This window comes from Caballeronia fortuita (assembly GCF_001544835.2).
Lineage (GTDB): Bacteria > Pseudomonadota > Gammaproteobacteria > Burkholderiales > Burkholderiaceae > Caballeronia > Caballeronia fortuita.
In genome coordinates this window covers 1-23,130 of record NZ_FCNX02000009.1, presented here as the reverse complement: position 1 = coordinate 23,130, position 23,130 = coordinate 1, and the positions used below count along the sequence as shown (strand labels likewise).

Sequence of the window (23,130 nt, the reverse complement as noted above, 5' to 3'; positions counted from 1 at the left end):
CATATGATGCTCGAATCGGCAGGACGCGTCATGCGGCGATGGCGCTGCGCCGCAGCAAAAACGCATGCCGGTACATCGGCGCATCACAACGAAAAGACGGGAGACGACGGATGGCCAAGATCGCTTACGAAGATTTCGAGCGACAGATCGTGCAGCATCACCTCATCAAGGGCAACGTGTACGAGAACGGCGCGGCGCTCGTCGAGCGCGCGAACCGGTGGATCGCGGAGAATGGCATCGACGTGCTGAATGTCGAAAGCCTCTCGACGTTCGGCGCCGGCGACGATACCAGCGTGAGCCATTGGTACTCGGGCATTCGCGTCTGGTATCGGATCGCGTAAGAGAGGATTAGCCGCGGCCGACGAACGGCATCTTCGTCGCCATCACGGTGTGAAACAGCACGTTGGCTTCGAGCGGCAGATTCGCCATGTAGAGCACCGACTGGCCGACGATCTTCACGTCCATCATCGGTTCGATGGCGATCTCGCCGTTCGCTTGCGGCACGCCCTTCGACATGCGTTCGGACAGTTCGGTGAACGCATTGCCGACATCGATCTGACCGACCGCGATTTCGTACTTGCGGCCATCGAGCGATGCGGTTTTCGTGAGACCCTGCACGGCGTGTTTGGTCGCCGTGTAGGCCGCGGAATTCGGGCGCGGCGCGCTCGCGGAGATCGACCCGTTGTTGATGATGCGGCCGCCCATCGGCGTTTGCGCCTTCATCGTGCGGAAGGCCTGTTGCAGGCAAAAGAACATGCCGTTCAGATTGATATCGACGACATTGCGCCACTGCTCGGGCGTCCAGTCTTCGAACGGTCCGGGCGGATTGGTCACGCCGGCGTTGTTGAAAAGCAGGTCGACGCGGCCGAATCGATCGACCGCCGCCTTGAAGAGTTTTTCGACGGATTGCGGATCGGAGACGTCGGTGGGCACGGCGAACGCGCGGTCCGCCGCGTTCGATTCGCCGATCACCGCATCGAGCGGCGCGGGACGCCTTCCCGCGAGCACGACCGACCAGCCGTCGCCGAGCAGGGCCAGCGCCGCCGCCCGGCCGATGCCGCTGCCCGCTCCGGTAACGATGGCAATTCGTTGAGACTGGTTTGCTGCGTCGGACATGTCGGCGTTCTCCAGTTGGTGCGCACGCAACACCTGCGCGCGCGTAGGCGGGAGAACATTATCGACGATGAATCAGCGGTTACGCGATGCTTCCGTCGTGACCGTTCCGGCCGCCGATGCATTACGCAGGCCGCTGCCATCGCAGAAGACGGCGGTCATCAGCATCGGCACGACCTGTTTCACGACGGCCGTGCTGCCCGCCTCGCGCACCTTTTCCTCCACCGTCTCCGACGCCGCGAGCACGACGACGCCATAGGCGGAATCGTTGATCGGCTGGCCGCTGCCGCGCTTGAACAAGTCGTCGCCCTGCTCGTAGCCGAGCACCGCGTAGACGCGAAAGCCGTAGGCAGTGAGCTCGCTGCCCTGCGTCGGCTTGAACGCGTTGACGGAATTCGCCTCGACGCGCATCGGGCGCGCGTCGATGGACTTATCGGCGACGAGCGGCGCGATGAACCTGTGCGCGCTGGATTTGCAGTCGAGCTGGCTTTCGAGAGGCGTCGCGTCGCACAGGCTGGGCAGGAGTCCCCCGACCACGGCAGCGAATGCGGTGAGCGTTGCGAGAGGAACGGTTTTCATGGCAGCAGTAACCAACGGTTCGTCGGGCCGGCACGGATGCTCGGGCATCCGCGTCGATGCAATAAGCGAGCCAGTGAGCCGGCCCGCACCTCGCGCACGCGCTGCAATGTTCCCGCAAGGGCTCGGTTTATTCGTTGTTGGTTGACTTCTTGACCTGGGCGCTACGCGCAATCCTCGTGCTCGTACAGTGATTCCTACAATCGTTTTTGTAGTCGTTGTAAAGGCAGGTTCCCCGCTTCGACCCGGCGCGTCTGTACGAGATCCCTCAATGTTTTCCTTTCGATGCGTCCGCCCGATGACAACGCGCGCCGCAGGATCTTCCGGCACGATTCCCGTGGAATCGTTATATTCGGCGCTTCGACCTTCGAGGACCTTACATGACCGCACTTGCCGATTTCCCCATCACCCGCAAATGGCCCGCTCAGCATCCCGAGCGTATTCAGCTCTACTCGCTGCCGACGCCCAACGGCGTGAAAGTCTCGATCATGCTGGAGGAAACCGGCTTGCCTTACGAGCCGCATCTGGTGCGCTTCGACAAGAACGATCAGATGTCGGATGAGTTCATGTCGCTCAATCCGAACAACAAGATTCCCGCGATCATCGATCCGGACGGCCCGAACGGCGAACCGATGCCGTTGTTCGAATCGGGCGCGATTCTCGTCTATCTCGCAGCGAAAAGCGGCAAGCTGATGCCGGACGACGTCGCGAAGCGCTACGAAACGCTGCAATGGCTGATGTTCCAGGTGGGCGGCGTCGGCCCGATGTTCGGGCAAGTCGGCTTCTTCCACAAGTTCGCCGGCAAGGAGTACGAGGACAAGCGCCCGCGTGCGCGCTACGTCGCGGAATCGAAGCGGCTGCTCTCCGTGCTCGACAGGCGGCTCGACGGCCGCGACTGGATCATGGGCGACGAATACGGCATCGCCGATATCTCGACGTTCCCGTGGGTGCGCAATCTGATCGGCTTTTACGAAGCGCGCGAGCTCGTCGATTTTCACGAGTTCAAGAACGTGGAGCGCGCGCTCGATGCGTTCCTCGCGCGCCCCGCCGTGAAGCGCGGACTCGAGATTCCGAAGCGCGTATGACCGCGCGACATCGGTCCCTCTCGTTGTGATTTCGTTGTTATTTCGTCGGCAACGCGCACGCAAAGGTTTGCGGCGCATGATCGATGCGCTTGTCACATAAACATCTCGAACGACCGGTAGATTGCGCTCTCCATAAAAGTCCGACGATTGGCCACTTCGCGCCGCCGCGCCCCGGCCGCCGGACTTTTCCGCGCACTTCTCTCTTCTACCGAAAATGTCAAAGCTCACCGTCAGGGCGCGCCTTGCGATCGTAACGGGCGCGGTCGCCGCCGTGCTCATCGCTGTCGGCAGCGTCGGATTGTTCGGCGTCCAGCAAGGCAACGCCGCGCTTCGCCACGTCTTCGAAGGCCGCGCGCAGGCGCTGCAGACCATTTCGATCATCGACGAACTCATCACGCAAAGCCAGTTCGCGATCAGCGACGCCGTGCTCGATCCGTCCGCGCAAAAGACGCAGACCGTGGTTGCGTCGACGCAGCAGCGCATCGCAAATATTGATGCGTTGCTCGGCCGCTATCTGCGCTATCCGCTCGATTCGACCGAAGCGCCGCTCGCGAAACGCCTTGCCGCCGACTGGGCGACGCTGCGCGACAAAGGGTTTCGCCCGACCGCCGATCTGCTCGCCGCCAACAATCTTTCCGAGGCGCAGTGGATCGTCACACAGCAGATCGAGCCGCAAGCAAAACGCGTCAAGAAGGAAAGCACGGACCTGCGCGCGTTTCAGCTCACCGCCGCGCAGAAGGAATACGACGACGCGCAGCGCGTGAGCCGCATCGTCCAATGGACGGTGGGCGCGTGCATCGTGGCGGGCGTAGCGCTCGTCGGCTGGCTGTGCTTTTCGATGGCACGTACGCTCATGCGCCAGCTCGGCGGCGAACCCGCGCTCGCGGCGAGCGTCGCGCGGCGCGTGTCGCAAGGCGATCTTCTGACCGACGTACCGGTCGCGCGCGGCGACACTGTCAGCGTTATGCACGCGATGAGTTTGATGCGCAGCCAGCTTGCTTCAATGGTCGGCGACATCAAGCGTTCGACGCAGACCATCGGCATCGCGGCGGCCGACATCACCGCAGGCAATCACGCGCTGTCCGCGCGCACCGAGGAACACGCGGCGAGCTTGCAGCAAACATCGGCGAGCATGGAACAGATTGCATCGACCGTTCGTGCGAATGCCGGCCACGCGAACCGCGCTCGCGAGCTTGCGCGGGAAGCGTCGGCCCGGGCGAAGGACGGCGAACGCGCCGTCGCCGATGCAATTGCGCGCATGACCGATTTGTCGTCGCGTTCGTCGCAGATCGGGCAAATTACGAGCGTCATCGAATCGATCGCCTTCCAGACCAATCTGCTCGCGCTGAACGCGGCGGTCGAAGCGGCGCGCGCGGGGTCGCTCGGGCGCGGCTTCGCGGTCGTCGCGGAGGAAGTGCGCGCGCTTGCACGCCGCTCGTCGGACGCGGCGAAGGAGATTTCTCAACTGACGCGCGAAGTGAACGCACAAGTCGAGTCGAGCGGCTCGACCGTGCAACGCGCGGGCGCGACGCTCGCCGAATTGCTCGCCTCCGTCGATGACGTCTCCGCGCTCGTCGGAGCAATCGCGACGGCGTCGCGCGAGCAAAGCAGCGGCATCGACGAAGTGAACGACGAGGTATCGCAGATGGATCGGCTGATGCAACAGAACGCGGCGCTCGTGAACGAGGCATCGACGGCGGCGCTATCGCTCGATGCGCAGGCGCGCGATCTCCGGCAAACCGTACAGGCGTTCCAGGTTTGAGGGCATTTTTGACACGACCGGCGCGATTTCCGCGATCGGTTCAGAATGAGAGCAGAAGCAACGCGCGAATTTCGTACGCCGGGTGAAAAGCGTTACGCATCAAGACGTTGGCCCGGCGATGCTCAGGATAACCACTTGCTTGTCCAGCGAAACCGTGGACAAGCATTCGTCCGTCTCCAGCGACACGAGTTCGCCGACCGCATGATTCTTCAATGCGACTCTGACGATGGTGACACTCATGGACGCCCTCTTCCGCTCTCCTCCACGCCTCGCCCGCGCGCGGCGCGTTCCCTTGATCGCCGCGATCGGCATGATCTGCATTGCGGCGCATGCGCAGACGCAATGTCCCGGTTACGTCGAGACCGACGCCGGCAGCGCGTTCGATATTGCCTCGATTATCCGCGACACCGGCTCACCGCAATCGGCGCTGGAGAAGTTGCGCGGCGCGGTCGCGCGCGTCAACGCAGGCGGCGGATGCGCGATCTTCCGCGATCGCCTGGCCTGTGAGGAAACGCTGACGCTCGCGAACAAGGCGATCGTCGCGTTGCAGGCGTGCGCATCGTCAAGCATGCCTAAAGGCGCGGCGCACGGCTGATTCCCGGTTGATTCCCCGTTGATTCGGTTGCGGCAATAAAAAAACGCGTGCCGCCATCTCTGGCGGCACGCGCTTTCGGGTTCGCCCGAACGTGAATTCAGGCGGCCCGCGCGATCGTGCGATCAGCGATCCAGGAACGGACGCAGCTTGTCGGCACGGCTCGGGTGCATCAGCTTGCGCATCGCCTTGCTTTCGATCTGGCGAATACGCTCGCGCGTCACGTCGAACTGCTTGCCCAACTCTTCGAGCGTGTAGTCCGAAGCCGTGTCGATGCCGAAGCGCATACGCAACACCTTTGCCTCGCGCGGCGACAACGCGTTCAGCGCGTCGTCGATCGCGGCGCGCATGTTCGCGTGCACGGCGGCATCGGCCGGAGAAGCCGCGCCCTGATCTTCGATCATGTCGCCAAGCGTCGCATCGGCATCTTCACCGACCGGCGTTTCCAGCGACACGGGCTGCTTCGCGATCTTGAGAATGCCGCGGATCTTCTCTTCCGGCATTTCCATGCGCTCTGCCAGTACCGACGGATGCGCTTCCATACCCGTCTGCTGCAAAATCTCGCGCGAGATGCGGTTCAGCTTGTTGATCGTTTCGATCATGTGGACCGGCACGCGGATCGTGCGCGCCTGATCGGCCAGCGACCGCGTCACGGCCTGACGCACCCACCACGTTGCATACGTCGAAAACTTCCAGCCGCGACGATATTCGAACTTGTCCACCGCCTTCATCAAGCCGATGTTGCCTTCCTGAATCAGATCCAGGAACTGCATGCCGCGATTCACGTACTTCTTCGCGATCGAAATCACGAGACGCAGGTTCGCTTCGATCATCTCGCGCTTGGCCTGACGCATTTTCAACTCGGCAGCCGTCATCTGACGGTTGATCTGCTTGAGCTGCTTGAGCGGCATCTCGACCACGCCTTCGATATCGATGAGCTTTTGCTGCTCGGCCTGAATCGCCGGAAGACTGCGCTCGAGCGACGCGCCGTATTGCTTCGAGCCCGCCGAGGCACGCGCCGTCCATTCGAGATCGGTCTCGTGACCGACGAACGATTCGACGAACTTGTCGCGCGGCATGCCGCAACGATCGACCGCGATCTGCAACACGCGACGCTCGATATCGCGCACTTGCGCGACTTGCTGCTGAACGTTCGCGCACAGACGATCGATGGTCTTCGCCGTGAAGCGGATCGAACCGAGCTCGCGCTGGATTTCGGCGCGCGCTTTCTCGACAGCCTTCGTCGCGACCGCGCCCGATCCCTTAGGATTGCTTGCCTGTTCCGCCAGTGCGCTCACGCGGGCGAAGATTTCGAGGCAATCGGCCTTCAATTGCTTCAGACGCGCTTCGTTCGACGCGCCGGCATCGCTGCCGTCGAGGTCGTCGTCGTCGTCTTCGTCGCTGTCGGATTCGTCGGTGTCCGTATCGATGTCGGCAGAGTCAGTCGTGTCGGATGTCGGCATGTCTTCGTCGGCGGTGTCTTCTTCCTTCAGACCGTCGACGAGTTCGTCGATCTTCAGTTCGCCCGATTCGACCAACGCCGCATCCGCGAGAATCGTCCCGACGGTCGACGGACATGCCGCGATGGCCTGGATCATCTCGTGCAGACCGTCTTCGATGCGCTTCGCGATGGCGATTTCGCCCGCGCGCGTGAGCAGCTCCGTCGCGCCCATTTCGCGCATGTACATGCGAACCGGATCGGTCGTGCGGCCGAATTCGGAATCGACGGTCGACAGCGCGTTTTCCGCTTCTTCGTCCGATTGCTCGTCGGTTACGACGCTCGGCGCGTTATCGCTCAGAAGCAGCGTTTCGGCATCCGGCGCCTGCTCGTAGACAGCGACACCCATGTCGTGGAACGTGCTGACGATGGTCTCCATCGCCGCCGTCTCAGCGAAGTTGTCCGGCAGGTGGTCGTTGATCTCGGCGTGCGTGAGATAGCCGCGATCCTTGCCCAACTGGATGAGCGCGCGCATCTGGCGCTGGCGCTCTTCGTTCTGCTCCGCCGTCATTGCGACATCGGGCTGTATCGTGCCGGCCTGGCCCTTTCCTTTATTCGCCCGCCGGCCCGGTGCCTTGCGCGCCGGCGCGACGATATCCAGCTCCGAATCTTCCCGATCAAAACTTGCCATACTTTCTCCTCGACAGGTTTGCTCGGCGACGACAGATCCCCGGGAGCGAGCGTAACGGCTCGCGATGATTTCGATGACAGCTTCGACCACGGACGGCTTGCTGAAAATCGCATCGAGCAAAGCACGCAAACCGCATCCGTACGCGGATTTGCGTTTTCCAATCGCCCATTCAGGCGCAACCTTAGAGTATATCAGCATTGTTGCGTCGCAGCAGCCTGATTCATAAAACTTTTAGGCCGGTCTGCGAACGCCTATTCGTCTGATCTATGCAAGGTCGGTTCGATAACGCGCCGGTTCGCCGATAACGCCGTACGTGATATCGCCTGCAAGAGCGAACCCAAAGGGGACGGACCGATGCGTCGCGGATCAGGCGGCGTCGGCGTGTCCTTCGAGGTGATAGATGGGATGCCGCCGGCATTCTTCAAGCGCAGGAGCGTCTTCAGATCGGCAAGGCACGCTTCTGATTTTTGCCTGCATTCCAGCGAGACTTTTGCAGACGCTTGATGGCTGTCAGCGGTGGAAGCGTCAGAAGCGACGATGTGGCCCGCTTCGAGTGCAGCGATGAAGTCTCGCGCCCACGATCCTGAATGGATGCGCGGTTGCGCCTCGTCGCGATGGCGGACGACGATGGAGCGGGCGTCATCCGCGACGTTGTATCGACGCATGCCGTCGCGACTCACGAACGATTTCCCGGCCAGTTCGGCGGATGCCGTTTCTATGTGCTCTAAGCGGTTGCGTTGAACCTGTTCTTGCGCGTGTGCATCGCGCTGGCTTCTCACGCGGTAGGCGAAGTCCACCGGCGCCCGAAGAAGCGTACGAAGGTAGCTGATCGGATGCGTAGCGCGTCGAAGGGCAGTCCAGGTTGCCTCGACGACATCGGAAAGAAGCTTGCCGTGGGCTTTAGCTTCGCGCATGAGTTTGAAGATCAGGAATTCACGAAATCCCAGCGGCAGCAGGCGTTGCAGGTCGGCGGGGAGGCGTCCTGGTTGTCTCTTTTGTTTATTGGGGATTAGATCCTTATATATAGCGCCGTCTGCCACAGTGGCAGACGGATGGGCGAAACGAGGATCTGCTTCGCTGAGACGCTGCTCTTCCCGACGCACGATAGGCGCTTCGTTGCGTTCGCTAGCGGGCTCGACGAGTCCAAGCAACGTCGCAGCTTTGGGCGTCAGATGGATATAGGCGCGGCCGAAAAGCCCTGCGGTCACGTAACGCGTCTGCGGCGGACGAGTGATGAAGCCTGCACTCTCAAGGTCGTCCATGCTGCGATAGAACGTTCGCATGGATTGCTGAGCGCGCCCGGTGAGAAGTTCTCGCCGGGCGAAAATAGACGCGTAGGGATGTGCGGCGTCTACGGTGCGCGCTAGCGCGGCGAGCAAAGCGCGTGCTCGGGCGGGCAGGGCTGTAGTGTGAGTCGCACGGTGGGCAGCCCGAAAGATGACCCAAGGCAGGTTCGAACGATCGCAGGCGTAATCGTCCAGCGCCTGTTGGTCGGTCTGCCGCGATGGCGTTTCAAGTTCTTGAGGGCGAAAGGTGCCCTCGCCTGCAACGGAAAGTTGCGCGATATGCATGTCAAGTACGTCCATTTCGAAAAATGGAAGACAAACGCTTGACTGCCGATCGCGATCCGCTAAACTTCGAGTTGCGTACTCGTGACCCGATTGGCGTCGGGAAGCGGACCGGGCGATAAGCAGTTAAGCCCGATATTCAAAAGCCTTCGGTTGGCGCCGAAGGCTTTTGTCTTTGTGCAGCCAATTCGTTACATCGCAGCCTCTTGTCGCTGAATTTGCTAACTCGTTGATTTGCATGGAAGTTCTACTAGAGCCACTCGTGCCTGCAAGCCTTCAATCGGATAAGTGATTGATTTGCAAGGAAGCTCTACTAGAGATTCAGTCCTGGTCCGATTCGATTAACGTTTTGTTGATGAAGTCCGCAATGCGTTGTCCCCATTGCTCGGCATCGGTTGCATCCTTCTCAAAGAACCGCACGCCAACCACACCATTCCGAGTTGAAATCTCACAAACCTTTCGGCGCCCCGAACGCACTACGGTAGAACTTGGGGCGACGGCGCGTGGCTTTTCTGTTGCCAATGCAACGGCCTTGTCCTGAGTAAAGGTTTCATCTTCCACAAGACGCCGAACCGCTTCGATGACCTTTTCCGACTTGCCCGCTTCCGTCAATGCGGCGAGTTTTTGTGCTGCGTTACTACCCAGTCGTTCCGGCCTTTCGGCAAGCGCAACCTTCGCTGCTTCCGGCAACGCGTCGAAGGAAAAGATCCGCGTTACATGACTCTTGCTCAGCCCTGCGCTCTCCGATATCTCGGAACGAGACAGACCGCTCAACTCCTGAAGCCTTTTGAAATTCCAGTATTTCTCAAAGTCTGTCAGGGAAGGTGACAACAAATTTGAAAAGAACGCCGCGAACTCGATCTCGCCTTCTTCAATTGACGCGACGTTGGCGCGTATCGTCAACCTTCCGAGTTCCCGATACGCGGCAACGCGGTTGTGCCCCGCGATAATCTCGTACCGTCCTTCTGGCTGCACGCGCACAAGAATCGGTGTAGCCAGCGCGTGTTGGGCGAGGTTGTTCTTTAGTTCCTGAAACTGCTCATTCGTAAGCTTGCGACGCCGTCCGCTCACCTCAACGAGCGCATCGAGCGGAACCTCCAATGCCGCACGTTCTTCGAGCTGAGATTCGAGCTCCTTGATGCGTGCCTGCGCCGTATTGATGCGGTGCTGCGCATCCATCAATCGGCCGGGCGAAGTGCGCGGCTCCGTGTTGACGGGACGCGATTGTGCCATCTCCGTCGGCTTGCTGCCGACGTTCGCTGTCTTGGCGAGGAGTCTGTCCCCGATGCCCATTTAATCCTCCGTCTGATTCCACGCGCGAACAAACTGCGCGTCGAGATGCTCCGCGAGCCGGTCGAGCGGCTCCTTGAATCGGTTATATGCGGCAGTGCTGCCGTCCGGCTTCGACAGGTCATAAACCGTCGAGAGTTGCGCAGATGCACCCTTCGGTACCGTCGACTCCGGAATCTCGAATGGAAGTACGCGATCACCGTAAGCTTTTTGTAGCCAACCACGCACGACGCGCGATACGTCGTCAGACTTGGCTTTTGTCAGAATGACGTTCACGAAATCAAAGCGCTTTTGCTCGAGCACGCCTGGCAGCTTCTTGGCGATATCGGCGAAGAGATGCCAGAACTGTGTCGAGCTTGCGAAATCGAGTGCTTCGGGCGGGCAGGGCAGGAGTATCGCGTCGGACGCAAGCAGAGCGTTAATCGTCAGATAACTCAGCGCGGGAGGCGTGTCGATTACGATTGCATCGTACTCGGCGGTCAGCGGCATCAAACCCTTGCGGACGATCTCCCAGAATTCGAACGTGCTGTCGTTCAAAACCTTGGCCGGAATCTCGAATTCCGCATCGAAAAGCGATGACGACGCGGGAATCAGATCCAGGTTATGCCAGTACGTCTCCTGCACGGCGTAATGTAGCGTCTGCTGATCGCCATAAACGAGCGGAAGCAGGGTCTGATCGTCGGAGATTTCGGCATCCGGCGCCCAGCCGCACAACTGCGTCGTCGTGCCCTGCGGGTCACAATCGATTACGAGTACGCGCCGGCCAAGCAGCGTCAGCGCCTGAGCCGCCGAAACGGCGGTTGTCGTCTTCGCGACACCGCCTTTGAAATTAGCCACGGTCACGATACGCCCGCGCTTGCCCTCAGGCCGCCGCGCACGTTCCCGTGTTGCGCGGATCCACGTGAGCGCCTCCTCGAGCGTGAACTCCTTGCTCCGGCCCGCGCCCTTCGAGGTTCCCGCAGGCAAGTCGCCCTTGGTGGTCAGGTACTGGAACCGCTGCTTGTCGATGCCGCAGAGCGATGCGACCTGCGCGCTGGTGAATGTTGGCGCGCTCTTGCGCGGATAAGGCTCCAACATTGCATCGCGGATCTGATTGAGGATGTCAGTGGCTTGGGCCGCCACCCCCAAGAGCGTTTCGATCGAAACGGATTGGTCGACTTCGGGAAGCCGAGCGCTTAGCATGGAATTCGCAGTCACTGGCGGGCCTGGGTAAGCAAATAATTCTTCGGTTTGTGGAAAACAAGTTGCAAACCGAAGAATAAACGCCGAACTGGTAAACCTCAAGTAAACTCTGAAGTACTTGAGCGCCCGCGCAGGACATTTTTACAACGCCGATGGCTCGTGTAAACGCAAATCTAGGACAGTTCTGAAGTTTTTCGAGTTAACCACGCGTTGCGAAGTAGCGTTTCGACGCCGAGAAGTCGCGCCGAGTCCTCGTCTTTGAGATATTGCGCGGTAGTCGATACATCGGCGTGACCGAGTCCGCTGCTGAGTTCTTGCAGATGCGCACCGTGGGCGAGCGCGTGTGTCGAATGAGTATGACGCAGCCAATGAGTGCTGGCTTGCTGTAGCCGCCGGTTGCCTCCGGAGGCATCGGATTCCATCAGCGTCCCGGCGTTCGAGAAAATGCGCTTGAAAATCTTCCCGACGCCATCGGGCGTCAGCGATTGGCCGCCACGCGCCTGCGCCAGGATTGGCGTGCCCGCCGGGCAAGCCAGTGGATCCGGCAAGCCGCGCCGTGCAAAGCTTTCCCTGATTGTTTCGACGACGATCGGCGGCAACAAAACCCTACGCGGCGTTCCCCGATCTTGACGGACAGCAAGCCGCCAAACCACGCCATCGACGCCGGACAGACGGCCGACACTCAGGGCGTCGCTGGTTGCGGCCGCGAGCTCGGCGCGGCGCAGACCCGTTGCGTAGGCGAGCAGCAGCGCCAGTTTGTCGCGGTGCTCGGCAAATGAATATTCTTCACGTTCGACCGATTGCAGCACGCATTTCCACTGATCGAAATCGAGCGTGCGCGTCGCCGAATCGAACACGGGCGGGGCCGCGACGCGGGCAAATCCCGCAAACGGATTGACAGACAGATAACCCTCGCCAACCAGCCATTCGCACATCGCGCTCAGAATCGAACGCGCGGTCTCGCGGCTGCGGTCGGAAAGCGGACCGGCGAACGGCCGCCAGCCGTCGAAACACCGTTCCCCGCGATTGCGCGCGACCCAGCGCGCCGCCGGCTGCGGATTCGTCAAAAAAGTGCCGATATATTCAGCGCATTCGACAGCATCGAGCGAGGAAACCGGCTTGCCTTTCTCGACCAACGCCCACAAAAGCAAGCGCTCGGCCTCACGCCGATACGCCCGCCGCGTGTGCTCGCTGCCGGAACGGGCGTCGAGCCACGCGGAAATCGCGTTGATATCTGTGCCGAAAGGCGCGTGAGCCGACGCCCCATTTGATCCTTTCGACCCGTCGAGCGCTTTCGGAACGCGCAGTGCCTCGAGTGGCGCGATCGCGACCGCATCGGTTGCCTGAATGTCGACGCGTGGCGTAGGCTGCCACTGCCGACGCGGCACGAGCGCCGCCGGCGACAGCGTCTGCCCGAGCGCCTGAGCGTGAAGCTGCAGCCAGTCGACCACGCGCTGCGCGCCTTTCGGACCGAGCCGCGGCACCGTCGCGTACCATCGATGCCGCCGCCGCTCGATCAGTCCGACCACATCGGCAATCGTCGTCAGACCGGCAGCCGTCAGCCGCGCGGTGATGGCGGGCTCGAACCAGCCGTCGATAGGGTCGTCCGGGCGCGGATCCTGTGCGAGCGATGCCTCCATCCGCGCGAGGGCGTCCGCCTGACGCCGACGCAGCCGCGCATTGCGTGCGGCGCGGCGATCGACGGCAGGCGACGTATCCGCCGGATATGCCTCTGAATAGAGCGCGAGCAGTTCCGACTCGCCATAAACCCCGCCCGGATCGACAGTTTCACGGAAATCTTCGAGGGACGGGGAGGCCGCAGCGGGCGGCGGCTCGAACAGCGGGATGCTGCCCGGACGAAGCCGTAGCAAGTGCGCCGCTTCCGTATCGCGCGCGCGGCGGGCAAGCACCGAAAGCGTGTCGCGCAATGCGGCGATCAAACGTCGGGTGACGCGAACATCCGTGCTGGCGTCGCCATAAGACGCATGCAGTTGCGTCTCCGACACGCCATCGAGATAACCTCGATACAGTGCGAAATGCTGCCTCGTCAGCCGGCCGGGCGCAGTCGAGCGCGCAATTTCCGCTGGAAGCGTTCCGGTTCGTGCCGTGCTCCTGACCATTTATCCTTTCTTTTCAGTCATTTGCGGGCAAGATATCAAGCAGCTTCGAATTTGACAAGAAAAATCGCTACATCTGATAAGTAGAATTATCAGCTTGTCCGCGCGTGCGCTTGAATGTTGATGCGGCGCGGCGCATATTTCCGAAACGCCCACAGCCGGAACCGCAGGAGAAAAAGAGCCGATGCTTGATCCTGTACGCCCCGCCTCTAAACCACCCGAGCAGGACGACGCGTTCCGCCCGAGCCTACCGGAGGTGTACGCGTCGGTTCATGTCCCGGAAGGCGGCCGATGGATTCGCCGGTTTCTCGCGTTTGCCGGACCGGGCTACATGATTTCCGTCGGCTACATGGACCCAGGCAACTGGGCGACGGACATCGCCGGCGGGTCGAAGTTCGGTTACACGCTGCTTGCCGTCATCCTGCTATCGAATCTGATGGCGATTCTGCTGCAAGCGCTCGCGGTGCGCCTCGGCGTCGCGACCGGCCGCGATCTCGCGCAAGCTTGCCGCGATCATTATCCGAAACCGGTGAACATCGCGTTGTGGCTCGCGTGCGAGGCCGCGATCATCGCGTGCGACCTGGCCGAAGTGATCGGCACCGCCATCGCGCTGCAATTGCTCTTCGGCATCCCGCTGATCGCGGGCGCGCTCCTGACCGCGTTCGACGCCTTCCTTCTGTTGCTGCTGATCAACAAAGGCTTTCGTCTGCTCGAAGCGTTCGTCATCGCGCTCCTGGTCGTGATCGCCAGTTGCTTTGCGCTGCAGATTGCGGCCGCCGCGCCGCCGCTCGCCGATATCCTGCGCGGTTTCGTGCCGTCGCCGCGCATCGTCGCCGATCGCGAGAGGCTGTACGTCGCGATCGGCATTCTCGGCGCGACGGTCATGCCGCACAACCTGTATCTGCACTCGTCGGTGGTTCAGACCCGCGCCTATGGCAAGTCCGTCGCCGCCCGCCGCGATGCGATCCGATGGGCGACCATCGACAGCACCATCGCGCTGACGCTCGCGCTTTTCATCAACGCGGCGATCCTGATCGTGGCCGCCGCCGTCTTCCATGCAAGCGGTCACGACGAAGTCGCGGAAATCGGCGACGCGTTCCGCCTGCTGTCGCCGCTGCTCGGCCTGGGCATCGCTTCGACGCTCTTCGCGGTCGCGCTGCTCGCGTCGGGCCTGAACTCGACAGTCACCGCGACGCTCGCCGGACAAATCGTCATGGAAGGCTTCTTGCGCCTGCGCATTCCAAACTGGGCGCGGCGCCTCATCACACGCGGCATCGCCATCGTTCCGGTGATCGCCGTGACGGCGATCTACGGCGAAAAGGGCACGGGCCAGTTGCTCGTTTTGAGCCAGGTGATTCTGTCGATGCAACTGCCGTTCGCGGTGATCCCGCTCGTGCGTTTCGTTTCGGATCGTCGCAAGATGGGCGTCTTCGCGGTTTCGCGTTGGACGAGCGCGCTTGCGTGGCTGATCGCGGCGGTCATCGTCGTGCTCAACGTGAAGCTGCTCGCCGACACGCTCTCGTCGTGAGCATGCGGCGCGCGCCACCACACACTCTATATAGAAGGAGACGCAGACAATGAGCGGCAGCCTCATCGACATCACGCTTCGCGACGGCACGATCATTTCCGCTTACGCCACGCATCCTGCAAAGGGCTCGGGTCCGGGCATCGTGTTGCTGCATGACGCGGCGGGCCTCGACGACTTCGTCACGCGCATGGCCGATCTCTACGCCGAAGAAGGATACGCCGTACTCGCGCCGCGTCTTCCCGATCACGATCCGAAGCCGGGCGGTATCGCCGCCGACAATTTCGCCGCGCTCGTCGATGCCTTGCGCGCGTTGCCGCAGCACGCGGGCAAAGTGGGCGTGATCGGCTGCGGACGCGGCGGCCGTCTCGCGACGCGCATCGCCGCGCAGGCCGATGTCGATTGCGCCGCCTGCTATTACGCCGACGATCTCATCGACTGCATCGACGATATCCCCACGATCCGCTGCCCGATGGTCTTTCACTTCGCGCAAGAGGGCGCGCAGGATTCGCGCGAAGCCGATGTAGAGGCCGCGCTCGCGGGCAGGCCGCACATCGAACGCTTTGTTTATCCGGGCACGTCGGCGGGCTTCATCGTTTCGAATAGCGAACACTACGACAAACCCGCCGCGCTGATGGCGTATTCGCGCACGCTCGCGATGCTGCGCAAGGTGCTCGGCCCGGTCTTCGATCTGAACGCCCTTTGGGAGCAGCACTGCTATTTCGAATTCGGCACGCGCGACGTCGACGCCGTCATGCCGACGATGGTCGCCGAGCCTTACGTGAACCACGTGCCGACGATGACGGGCGGCGTCGGTCACGATCAATTGAAGCGCTTCTACCGATATCACTTCGTCCATTCCAATCCCGCCGACACGAAGCTGATTCCGGTGTCGCGCACGATCGGCGCGGATCGCGTCGTCGACGAGTTCGTCTTTTGCGCGACGCATGATCGCGAGATCGACTGGCTCTTGCCGGGGCTCGCGCCGACCGGACGATACTTCGAAGTCCCGATGCTCGCCGTCATCCGCTTTCGCGGCGACAAGCTCTACAACGAACACATCTATTGGGATCAGGCTTCGGTGCTGGTGCAGATCGGCGTGCTCGATCCAGAAGGCCTGCCCGTCGCGGGACGGCAGACGGCGCGCAAGCTCATCGACGAAACCTTGCCGAGCAATCAGTTGATGCCCAACTGGGCGTCGAGCGAAGGCAAGCCCATTTGACGAAGCGGATAATCTCAGTGGCTTTGCACGCGCGCAATACGTGGACTACTCTGAGCCAATAGTTGATTGAGAGCATTGATCAGCGAGGCTGACATCGGCGTAATGATGAGCAGCACTGCTGAACATAATGAAACCGTCAGCAAGGTCGAAGAGTCCATGCGCCGTTCGCCGCTTCAGGTCCGATCGACGCCGCTCGCTCATGCGCTTTCGCTCGCGTTCGGTGTCTGCTGTCTTTTTCGCGCATCGGCCGCGTTCGGCGGGTGCAGTAGCAACGCGCCGCAATCGGATGTGACCGTCATTTGCGATACACGCCCGCCGATTGCTTCGACGCTGCCGGTTATCGCGGTGCCCGGCAGTGTCAACGTGACCATCGATGTCCTGCCGGGCGTCGAGCTGGATATCGTCAACCGCAATGGGCTGTACGTGCGCAACACGAGTACGGCAACCAACAGGGGCACGCTGCGTCTCACCGGCAACGGTTTCGACGGCATGACATCGCAAAGCCCGACGACCGGCCGCAATACGCTCGTCAACCGCGGCGCGATCTACACCAATGGCACGAATTCCGAGGCGATGTTCAACAGTGCGGCTGCGGTGACCATGCGCAACGAAGCCGGCGGAACGCTTACGACGAGCGGCGCGAGCGCCTCGGCGATGATCGATTTCAACAGCGCCGGCGGCACGCTCGTCAACGACGGCGCGATCGTCACGAGCGGAGCGGGCTCGAATGGGATGACCGTGCGCACGAGCGGCGACACGCTCGTCAACAACGGTTCCATCACGACGACCGGCATGTCGGGCAACGGCATTTCCGCGGGAGGAACGCCCGGCCAGAACGTCGTCACCAACAATGGCACGATCGACGTATCGGGCAACAACGCCTCGGGCATCGTTTCGCAGGACGCATCGCCGGGCAGCATCACCAACACGGGATCGATCATCGCGCGCGGGACGGGCGGAAACGGGGTTTCGGTCAGCAATGCCGCGCCGGTCACGAACGCGACAGGCGCGAGCATCGTGAGTCAGCACGCGAGCGGCATCATCGCGAATGGCGGCGGCACGCTCGACAACGCCGGCACGATTCAGGGCGCAACCGGCGTGACGATCGCGAACGGCGGCGAAACGATCGTCAATAGCGGCACGATTCGCGGCACGAACGCCGAGGCGATCGTCGCAAGCGGCAAGATCAACGTGTCGATCACGAACTCGGGCACGATCGCGGGAGGCGCGGGCGTCGCGATGCGCACGGACACCGGCAGCGATACGTTCAACATGAATGGCGGCACGGTGACCGGACAGATCCGTCAGGGCGACGGCGTCGACGCCTTCACGATGACGGCCGGCCAGGTCGATTCGCTCGATCAGGGCGATGGCCGCGACACGTTCACGATGTCCGGCGGGCGCATCGTCGGCGTGTTCGCGAATGGCGACGTCGCCCGGATCACGGGCGGGCGCATCGGCAGCGTGGATCTGAACGTCGGCACGAACATCTACGACATGTCGGGCGGACAGATCGACGGCAACGTGACGGCCGCGCAGAACGACGACACATTCATCCTCTCGGGCGGGACGATCGGCGGGCGCGTCGATCTCGGCAGCGGCACGAACTCGTTGACGATCACGGGCGGCTCGATCGGGCAAGGCGTCACGACGACCTCCGGCACCGACACGCTGACATGGAGCGGCGGCACGATCGCCGGCCCGGTATCGCTCGGCGCGGGCAACGATTCGGCCGTGATCCGCAATCTGACCGATGCGACGCTCGCCGCGACGACGCGCTTCGATGGCGGACCGGGCACGGACACGCTCACGTTCGACAACGTTCAGACAAGCGGCCTCGCGCGCTACGCGAATTGGGAGACGGTGAGCGCGACGAACAATACGCAACTCGCCTTCGATGCGAACGGACTTACGCTCGGCGATGCCGCGAGCGGCACCGGCACGCTCGATCTCGACGCGGCGAGCACGATACTCGCGGGCGGCATCGGACGCACGTCGATACAGCCGGCGATCGCGGGGCAACTCATCGCGCTGAACAACGCGGGCACGATCGATCTGACGAACGGCGGATCGAGCACGAGCGACGCGTTCGTCGTGAACGGCAATTACACGGGCAACGCTGGACGGCTGCTCGTCCAGAGCGCGCTCGGCGCGGACGGCTCGCCAAGCGACAGGCTCGTGATCGCGCAAGGCACGGGCGGCGGAACGACGTCGATAGGCGTGACGAACGCGGGCGGAGGCGGCGGGCTGACGACGGGCGACGGGATACTCGTCGTGCAGGCGGCGAACGGCGCGACGACATCGGCGGGCGCGTTCACGCTCGGGCAGGGCGTCGGTGCGGGCGCTTATACGTACTTTCTGTTCAAGGGCGGCGTTAGCGAGGGCACGGCGGACAACTGGTATTTGCGCTCGAGCGTGCCGCCGTTGCCAGCGCCTGTTCCAGCGCCGACAACGCCGACAACGCCGACAACGCCGACCACGCCGACCACGCCGACCACGCCAACAACGCCAACAACGCCGACAACGCCGACAACGCCGACAGCGCCGACAGCGCCGACAACGCCGACCACGCCAACAACGCCAACAACGCCAACAACGCCAACAACGCCAACAACGCCAGCAGCACCAGCAACACCATCGCTCGTCCCTACGGCCGCAGCCGGCACGCCGCCTTTGCCGCCTCCACCGCCACCCGGCGCGGCGCCAATCCCGCTTTATCGGATGGAAGTGCCGGTCTACGCCGAATTACCGCCGGTCGCCCGTGAACTCACGATCCAGCAAATCGGCACGTTCCACGAACGCCAAGGCGAGCAGGCGCTGCTGACCGAAAACGGCTCGCTGCCCGCAGCGTGGTCGCGCGCGTGGGGCGGTCACGCGACGCAGCACAACAGCGGCGCGGCCGATCCCGAATTCAGCGGCGGCATCGGCGGGGTGCAGGTCGGCCACGACCTCTATGCCGACACGACACCGCGCGGTCATCGCAATCACTACGGCTTCTTCCTCGGTTTCGCGCGTGCGAGCGGTGATGTCGACGGCTTCGCGCTCGGCTTCCCCAACGCGAATGCCGGCCATCTGTCGATCAACGCCTATAGCGCGGGCCTGTACTGGACGCACATCGGGCCGGGCGGCTGGTACACGGACGCCGTGCTGCTCGGCAGCTCGCTTACCGCCGATCCGCGATCGAATCGCGGCGTCGGCGCGACGACGCATGGCAGCGCGTTCGCGGCATCGATCGAAGCGGGCTTGCCGATTCCGCTGTCCGCGCGGCTTGAGATCGAGCCGCAGGCGCAACTCATCTGGCAGCACGCGAACCTTCACGATATCGATGACGGCATCTCCACCGTATCGTTCGATGAAGCGAGCGGTTTCGTCGGCCGCCTCGGCGTGCGCTTATTCGGCCATTTCGACGCCGCCGGCACGACCTTCGAGCCGTATGTGCGCGCAAATCTGTGGCGTTACTTCGGCGCGACCGATACCGCGACCTTCGCGGGCACGACCGTCATCCCGACGAGCGTCGCCGCGACGACCGCGCAATTCGGCGCGGGCATCGTCGCGAAGGTAAGCGCGCGCGGCAGCGTGTTCGCGAACGTCGCGTATTCGACCGGGATCGCGGGACCCAATCGCAGCTCGATCGAAGGCGGATTGGGCGTGCGCTGGAAGTGGTGAGGCGTTGCATACTATGGTCACTCTAGAAAAACGATCAGGAGACGAGCATGACCGCAGCGCCGCATTGCCCATTCCATGACGAAGCGCCGAACGGCTGCCCGGTCAGCGCGCGCGCGGCCGAGTTCGATCCTTTCGGCGACGGTTACCAGCAGGACCCGCCCGAATACGTGCGATGGGCGCGCGAGCAGGAGCCGGTGTTCTTCAGCCCGAAACTCGGCTACTGGGTCGTCACGCGCTACGACGACATCAAGGCGATTTTCCGCGACAACATCACGTTCAGTCCGTCGATCGCGCTGGAGAAGATCACGCCGACCGGCCCCGAAGCGAACGCGGTGCTCGCATCCTACGGCTTCGCGCTGAACCGCACGCTCGTCAACGAGGACGAGCCCGCGCACATGCCGCGCCGCCGCGCGCTGATGGACCCGTTCACGCCCGAAGCGCTCGCGCATCACGAGCCGATGGTGCGGGCGCTCGCGCGCGAGTATGTCGATCGCTTCATCGACGATGGCCGCGCCGATCTCGTCGATCAGATGTTGTGGGAAGTGCCGCTCACCGTCGCGCTCCATTTCCTCGGCGTGCCGGAAGAAGACATGGACACGCTGCGCCGCTATTCGATCGCGCACACGGTCAACACGTGGGGACGGCCGAAGCCCGAGGAACAGGTCGAAGTCGCGCACGCGGTCGGCAAGTTCTGGCAGTACGCGGGCAAGGTGCTCGACAAGATGCGCGAAGATCCGTCCGGTCCCGGCTGGATGCAATACGGCATTCGCAAGCAGAAGGAATTGCCCGACGTCGTCACGGATTCTTACCTGCATTCGATGATGATGGCGGGCATCGTCGCCGCGCACGAGACGACGGCCAACGCCACCGCTAACGCGATGAAGCTGCTGCTGCAGCATCCCGACGCGTGGCGCGACATCTGTGAAGACCCGAGCCTGATTCCGAACGCGGTCGAAGAATGCTTGCGCCATAACGGTTCGGTCGCGGCGTGGCGGCGGCTCGCGACGAAGGATGTGACGATCGGCGGCGTCGAGATCGCGGCGGGCTCGAAGCTGTTGATCGTCACGTCCTCGGCGAATCACGATCAACATCAGTTCGCCGATGCCGACCTCTTCGACATCCGCCGCGAAAACGCCAGCGATCAACTGACGTTCGGCTACGGCGCGCATCAGTGCATGGGCAAGAACCTCGCGCGCATGGAGATGCAGATCTTTCTCGACGAACTCACGCGCCGCCTGCCGCATATGCGCCTTGCCGAACAACGCTTCACGTATGTGCCGAATACGTCGTTTCGCGGGCCGGAGCATCTTTACGTCGAATGGAATCCGGCGATGAATCCCGAGCGCGCCGATGCGTCCGTGCGCGAGCCGCGCGCGGCGGTGCGCATCGGCGAGCCGTCGTCGCATGCGGTAAGCCGCGCGGTGATCGTCGATTCGGTTGCGGCGTGCGCCGATCGCATCGTGCGCGTGAGACTCGTCTCGGCGGACGGCCGCGCTCTGCCGCGCTGGACGGCGGGCTCCCATATCGATGTCGTGTGCGGCGAGTCGGGTATCTCGCGGCAATATTCGCTATGCGGCGATCCAGCGGACGCGCGCGCGTTCGAAATCGCGGTATTGCGCGAGACCGACAGCCGCGGCGGTTCGGCGTGGGTTCACGAGAACGTGAAGCCCGGCGCACACTGGCGCATCCGCGGTCCGCGCAACCATTTCCGTCTCGACGAAACCGCGAAGAAGCTCGTGCTGATCGCGGGCGGCATCGGCATCACGCCGATCAGCGCGATGGCGCGGCGCGCGCGTTCGCTCGGCATCGACTACGAACTGCACTACAGCGGACGCTCGCGCGCATCGATGGCGCTGCTCGACGAAATGCGCGCGCTGCATGGCGCACGCCTTTGCGAGTATGTGTCGGAAGAAGGCGCGCGCAACGATTTCGCGGCGCTTGCCGTCGACGAAAACACGCTCGTCTATGCGTGCGGCCCGGCGCGCATGCTCGATGCGCTCGGCGAGGCGAGCGCGGCATGGCCCGACGACGCGCTGAAGATAGAGCACTTCGAATCGAAGATCGGCACGCTCGATCCGCACAAGGAACACGCGTTCGATGTCGAGCTGAAGGACTCCGGACTCGTGCTCACGGTCCCCGCCGACCAGACGCTGCTCACGACACTGCGGCGCGCCAACGTCGATGTGCAAAGCGACTGCGAGGAAGGGCTGTGCGGATCGTGCGAAGTGCGCGTGCTCGACGGCGATATCGATCACCGCGACGTCGTGCTGACCAAAGGTGAACGTCAGTCGAACAATCGCATGATGGCGTGCTGCTCCCGCGCTAAAGGAAGAAAGCTCGTCCTGGCGCTTTGAAGCGATTATTTCATTGACGGATGTCATTATGTCGCGGCGAGGCGCGATATTAACTGCTTATAGTTTCATCACGCCGTCATTTGGATCGGCTTGCAAAGCCGATAAAGATGATTCGGTTATACCCAGTAGTTAATTCGCATCTATGTAGAACGACACCTTTAGCGAAGACAGTCCTGGACAGCGCGAATGCTTGCCGCATCGGGGCGATTAAAGCCCACGCACTAACCCGAAGCACGCGAAATTGATCATACAACCCGCGCAATTTCTCCAATCATATAGGATGATTATTGAACGTCCGTTCGAACGCTGGGGCCTTATCCCGCATGTCTGATCGGCAACTTTTTACCGAATATAGGGTTTATACCTACTAATATGAAATTTTTTACGCATGTTTTGCGTTTAGAATTGTTACTAATTTGGTGCGTCGCACAAGCACGCACGACCGAATAAAACTTCCAACAGACTCTGCTGCAAGACGGCGCGAAGATTCGCGCGGAGAAATCGCGTCTACGTGATTCGCAGCAGGCAGTCGGCAGAGAAGCCGGTGCGGAACCTGAGAGATTTTATTAAAGGCCCATATAAATGGACCACGCAATTGGCTGGACGCCTGCCGCATCCCGTTCGGGATTTTTTCTGCGGAGCGAACCTTGTCCGACGGGCGAGGCTATTCCGTAGTCGGCGCGACGCCCTTTGAAGTCGCTCACTCGTGCATCGGACGGTCGGACATTGCTCCGCAATCGACGCTGCGCATCAATCTGGCCGGGTTCGAAACGAACCCATCGAATCCATTCGTAATGGATGCATTTTCGCGTCGCGTGGTTTCCTTCGCGAACGGAAGCCTGTTCATGTTTTCGCTGTTTCACGAGGATAGAAAATGACTGACGTAGTGATCGTATCGGCCGCGCGTACGGCGGTAGGCAAGTTCGGCGGCTCGCTCGCGAAGATCGCG

The 23,130-nt window shown here is 62.2% G+C and carries 16 protein-coding genes; 8 read left to right on the top strand and 8 right to left on the bottom strand.

Translation table 11 applies throughout. The features are described 5' to 3' along the window. Nucleotides 1–110: 110 nt before the first annotated feature. On the top strand, nucleotides 111–341 hold the full coding sequence (locus AWB77_RS17965; RefSeq protein ID WP_061135808.1) for a hypothetical protein: 231 nt from the start codon (nucleotides 111–113) through the stop codon (nucleotides 339–341). A 7-nt stretch (nucleotides 342–348) separates the two neighbouring features. On the opposite strand, the gene AWB77_RS17960 is transcribed toward AWB77_RS17965, so the two are convergent. Together AWB77_RS17960 and AWB77_RS17955 are read right to left on the bottom strand one after the other, a co-directional pair. Next, on the bottom strand, nucleotides 349–1,116 hold the full coding sequence (locus tag AWB77_RS17960; protein ID WP_061136055.1) for an SDR family oxidoreductase: 768 nt from the start codon (nucleotides 1,114–1,116) through the stop codon (nucleotides 349–351). Between the two features lie 72 nt (nucleotides 1,117–1,188). Next, complete coding sequence (locus AWB77_RS17955) at nucleotides 1,189–1,692, bottom strand: hypothetical protein (RefSeq protein ID WP_061135807.1); 504 nt, start codon at nucleotides 1,690–1,692, stop codon at nucleotides 1,189–1,191. Nucleotides 1,693–2,069: 377 nt separating this feature from the next. Here AWB77_RS17955 and AWB77_RS17950 point away from each other — a divergent pair, with 377 nt between their 5' ends. Together AWB77_RS17950 and AWB77_RS17945 are read left to right on the top strand one after the other, a co-directional pair. Then, on the top strand, nucleotides 2,070–2,774 hold the full coding sequence (locus AWB77_RS17950; protein WP_061135806.1) for a glutathione S-transferase N-terminal domain-containing protein: 705 nt from the start codon (nucleotides 2,070–2,072) through the stop codon (nucleotides 2,772–2,774). 214 nt (nucleotides 2,775–2,988) lie between these two features. Then, nucleotides 2,989–4,536: a methyl-accepting chemotaxis protein gene (locus AWB77_RS17945; RefSeq protein WP_061135805.1), complete on the top strand. Its 1,548-nt coding sequence runs from the start codon at nucleotides 2,989–2,991 to the stop codon at nucleotides 4,534–4,536. 99 nt (nucleotides 4,537–4,635) lie between these two features. Here AWB77_RS17945 and AWB77_RS35850 read toward each other — a convergent pair whose 3' ends face one another. Next, nucleotides 4,636–4,776: a hypothetical protein gene (locus tag AWB77_RS35850; protein WP_157694831.1), complete on the bottom strand. Its 141-nt coding sequence runs from the start codon at nucleotides 4,774–4,776 to the stop codon at nucleotides 4,636–4,638. Here AWB77_RS35850 and AWB77_RS17940 point away from each other — a divergent pair. Then, nucleotides 4,775–5,131, top strand: coding sequence for a hypothetical protein (locus tag AWB77_RS17940; protein ID WP_061136054.1), 357 nt, complete (start codon nucleotides 4,775–4,777; stop codon nucleotides 5,129–5,131). The genes AWB77_RS35850 and AWB77_RS17940 overlap by 2 nt on opposite strands. Nucleotides 5,132–5,253: 122 nt before the next feature. On the opposite strand, the gene rpoD is transcribed toward AWB77_RS17940, so the two are convergent. The 5 genes from rpoD to AWB77_RS17910 all read right to left on the bottom strand — a co-directional run bounded on the left by rpoD (nucleotide 5,254) and on the right by AWB77_RS17910 (nucleotide 13,417). Beyond that, nucleotides 5,254–7,257: an RNA polymerase sigma factor RpoD gene (gene rpoD, locus AWB77_RS17935; RefSeq protein WP_061135804.1), complete on the bottom strand. Its 2,004-nt coding sequence runs from the start codon at nucleotides 7,255–7,257 to the stop codon at nucleotides 5,254–5,256. A gap of 251 nt (nucleotides 7,258–7,508) precedes the next feature. Then, the gene (locus AWB77_RS34460; RefSeq protein WP_244158569.1) at nucleotides 7,509–8,828 is read right to left on the bottom strand and encodes a replication protein O; all 1,320 of its coding nucleotides are present in this window, start codon (nucleotides 8,826–8,828) and stop codon (nucleotides 7,509–7,511) included. A gap of 318 nt (nucleotides 8,829–9,146) precedes the next feature. Next, a complete protein-coding gene (locus tag AWB77_RS17920; RefSeq protein ID WP_061135801.1) occupies nucleotides 9,147–10,118 on the bottom strand; it encodes a ParB/RepB/Spo0J family partition protein in 972 nt (323 codons plus the stop codon). Beyond that, nucleotides 10,119–11,297 carry a ParA family protein gene (locus AWB77_RS17915; RefSeq protein WP_061135800.1) on the bottom strand — a complete coding sequence of 393 codons (1,179 nt, stop codon included), beginning with the start codon at nucleotides 11,295–11,297 and terminating at the stop codon, nucleotides 10,119–10,121. It lies immediately after the preceding gene. Between the two features lie 173 nt (nucleotides 11,298–11,470). After that, nucleotides 11,471–13,417 carry a site-specific integrase gene (locus AWB77_RS17910; protein WP_061135799.1) on the bottom strand — a complete coding sequence of 649 codons (1,947 nt, stop codon included), beginning with the start codon at nucleotides 13,415–13,417 and terminating at the stop codon, nucleotides 11,471–11,473. Between the two features lie 181 nt (nucleotides 13,418–13,598). Here AWB77_RS17910 and AWB77_RS17905 point away from each other — a divergent pair, with 181 nt between their 5' ends. From AWB77_RS17905 to AWB77_RS17890, 4 genes are all read left to right on the top strand, one after another. Then, nucleotides 13,599–14,942: an Nramp family divalent metal transporter gene (locus AWB77_RS17905; RefSeq protein ID WP_061135798.1), complete on the top strand. Its 1,344-nt coding sequence runs from the start codon at nucleotides 13,599–13,601 to the stop codon at nucleotides 14,940–14,942. Between the two features lie 49 nt (nucleotides 14,943–14,991). Beyond that, nucleotides 14,992–16,161 carry a dienelactone hydrolase family protein gene (locus tag AWB77_RS17900; protein WP_061135797.1) on the top strand — a complete coding sequence of 390 codons (1,170 nt, stop codon included), beginning with the start codon at nucleotides 14,992–14,994 and terminating at the stop codon, nucleotides 16,159–16,161. A 156-nt stretch (nucleotides 16,162–16,317) separates the two neighbouring features. Beyond that, the gene (locus AWB77_RS17895; protein ID WP_157694830.1) at nucleotides 16,318–19,827 is read left to right on the top strand and encodes an autotransporter family protein; all 3,510 of its coding nucleotides are present in this window, start codon (nucleotides 16,318–16,320) and stop codon (nucleotides 19,825–19,827) included. A 47-nt stretch (nucleotides 19,828–19,874) separates the two neighbouring features. Further along, entirely contained in the window at nucleotides 19,875–22,181 is a 2,307-nt protein-coding gene (locus AWB77_RS17890; RefSeq protein WP_061135795.1) for a cytochrome P450/oxidoreductase, read from the top strand. The last annotated feature ends 949 nt before the right edge of the window (nucleotides 22,182–23,130 follow it).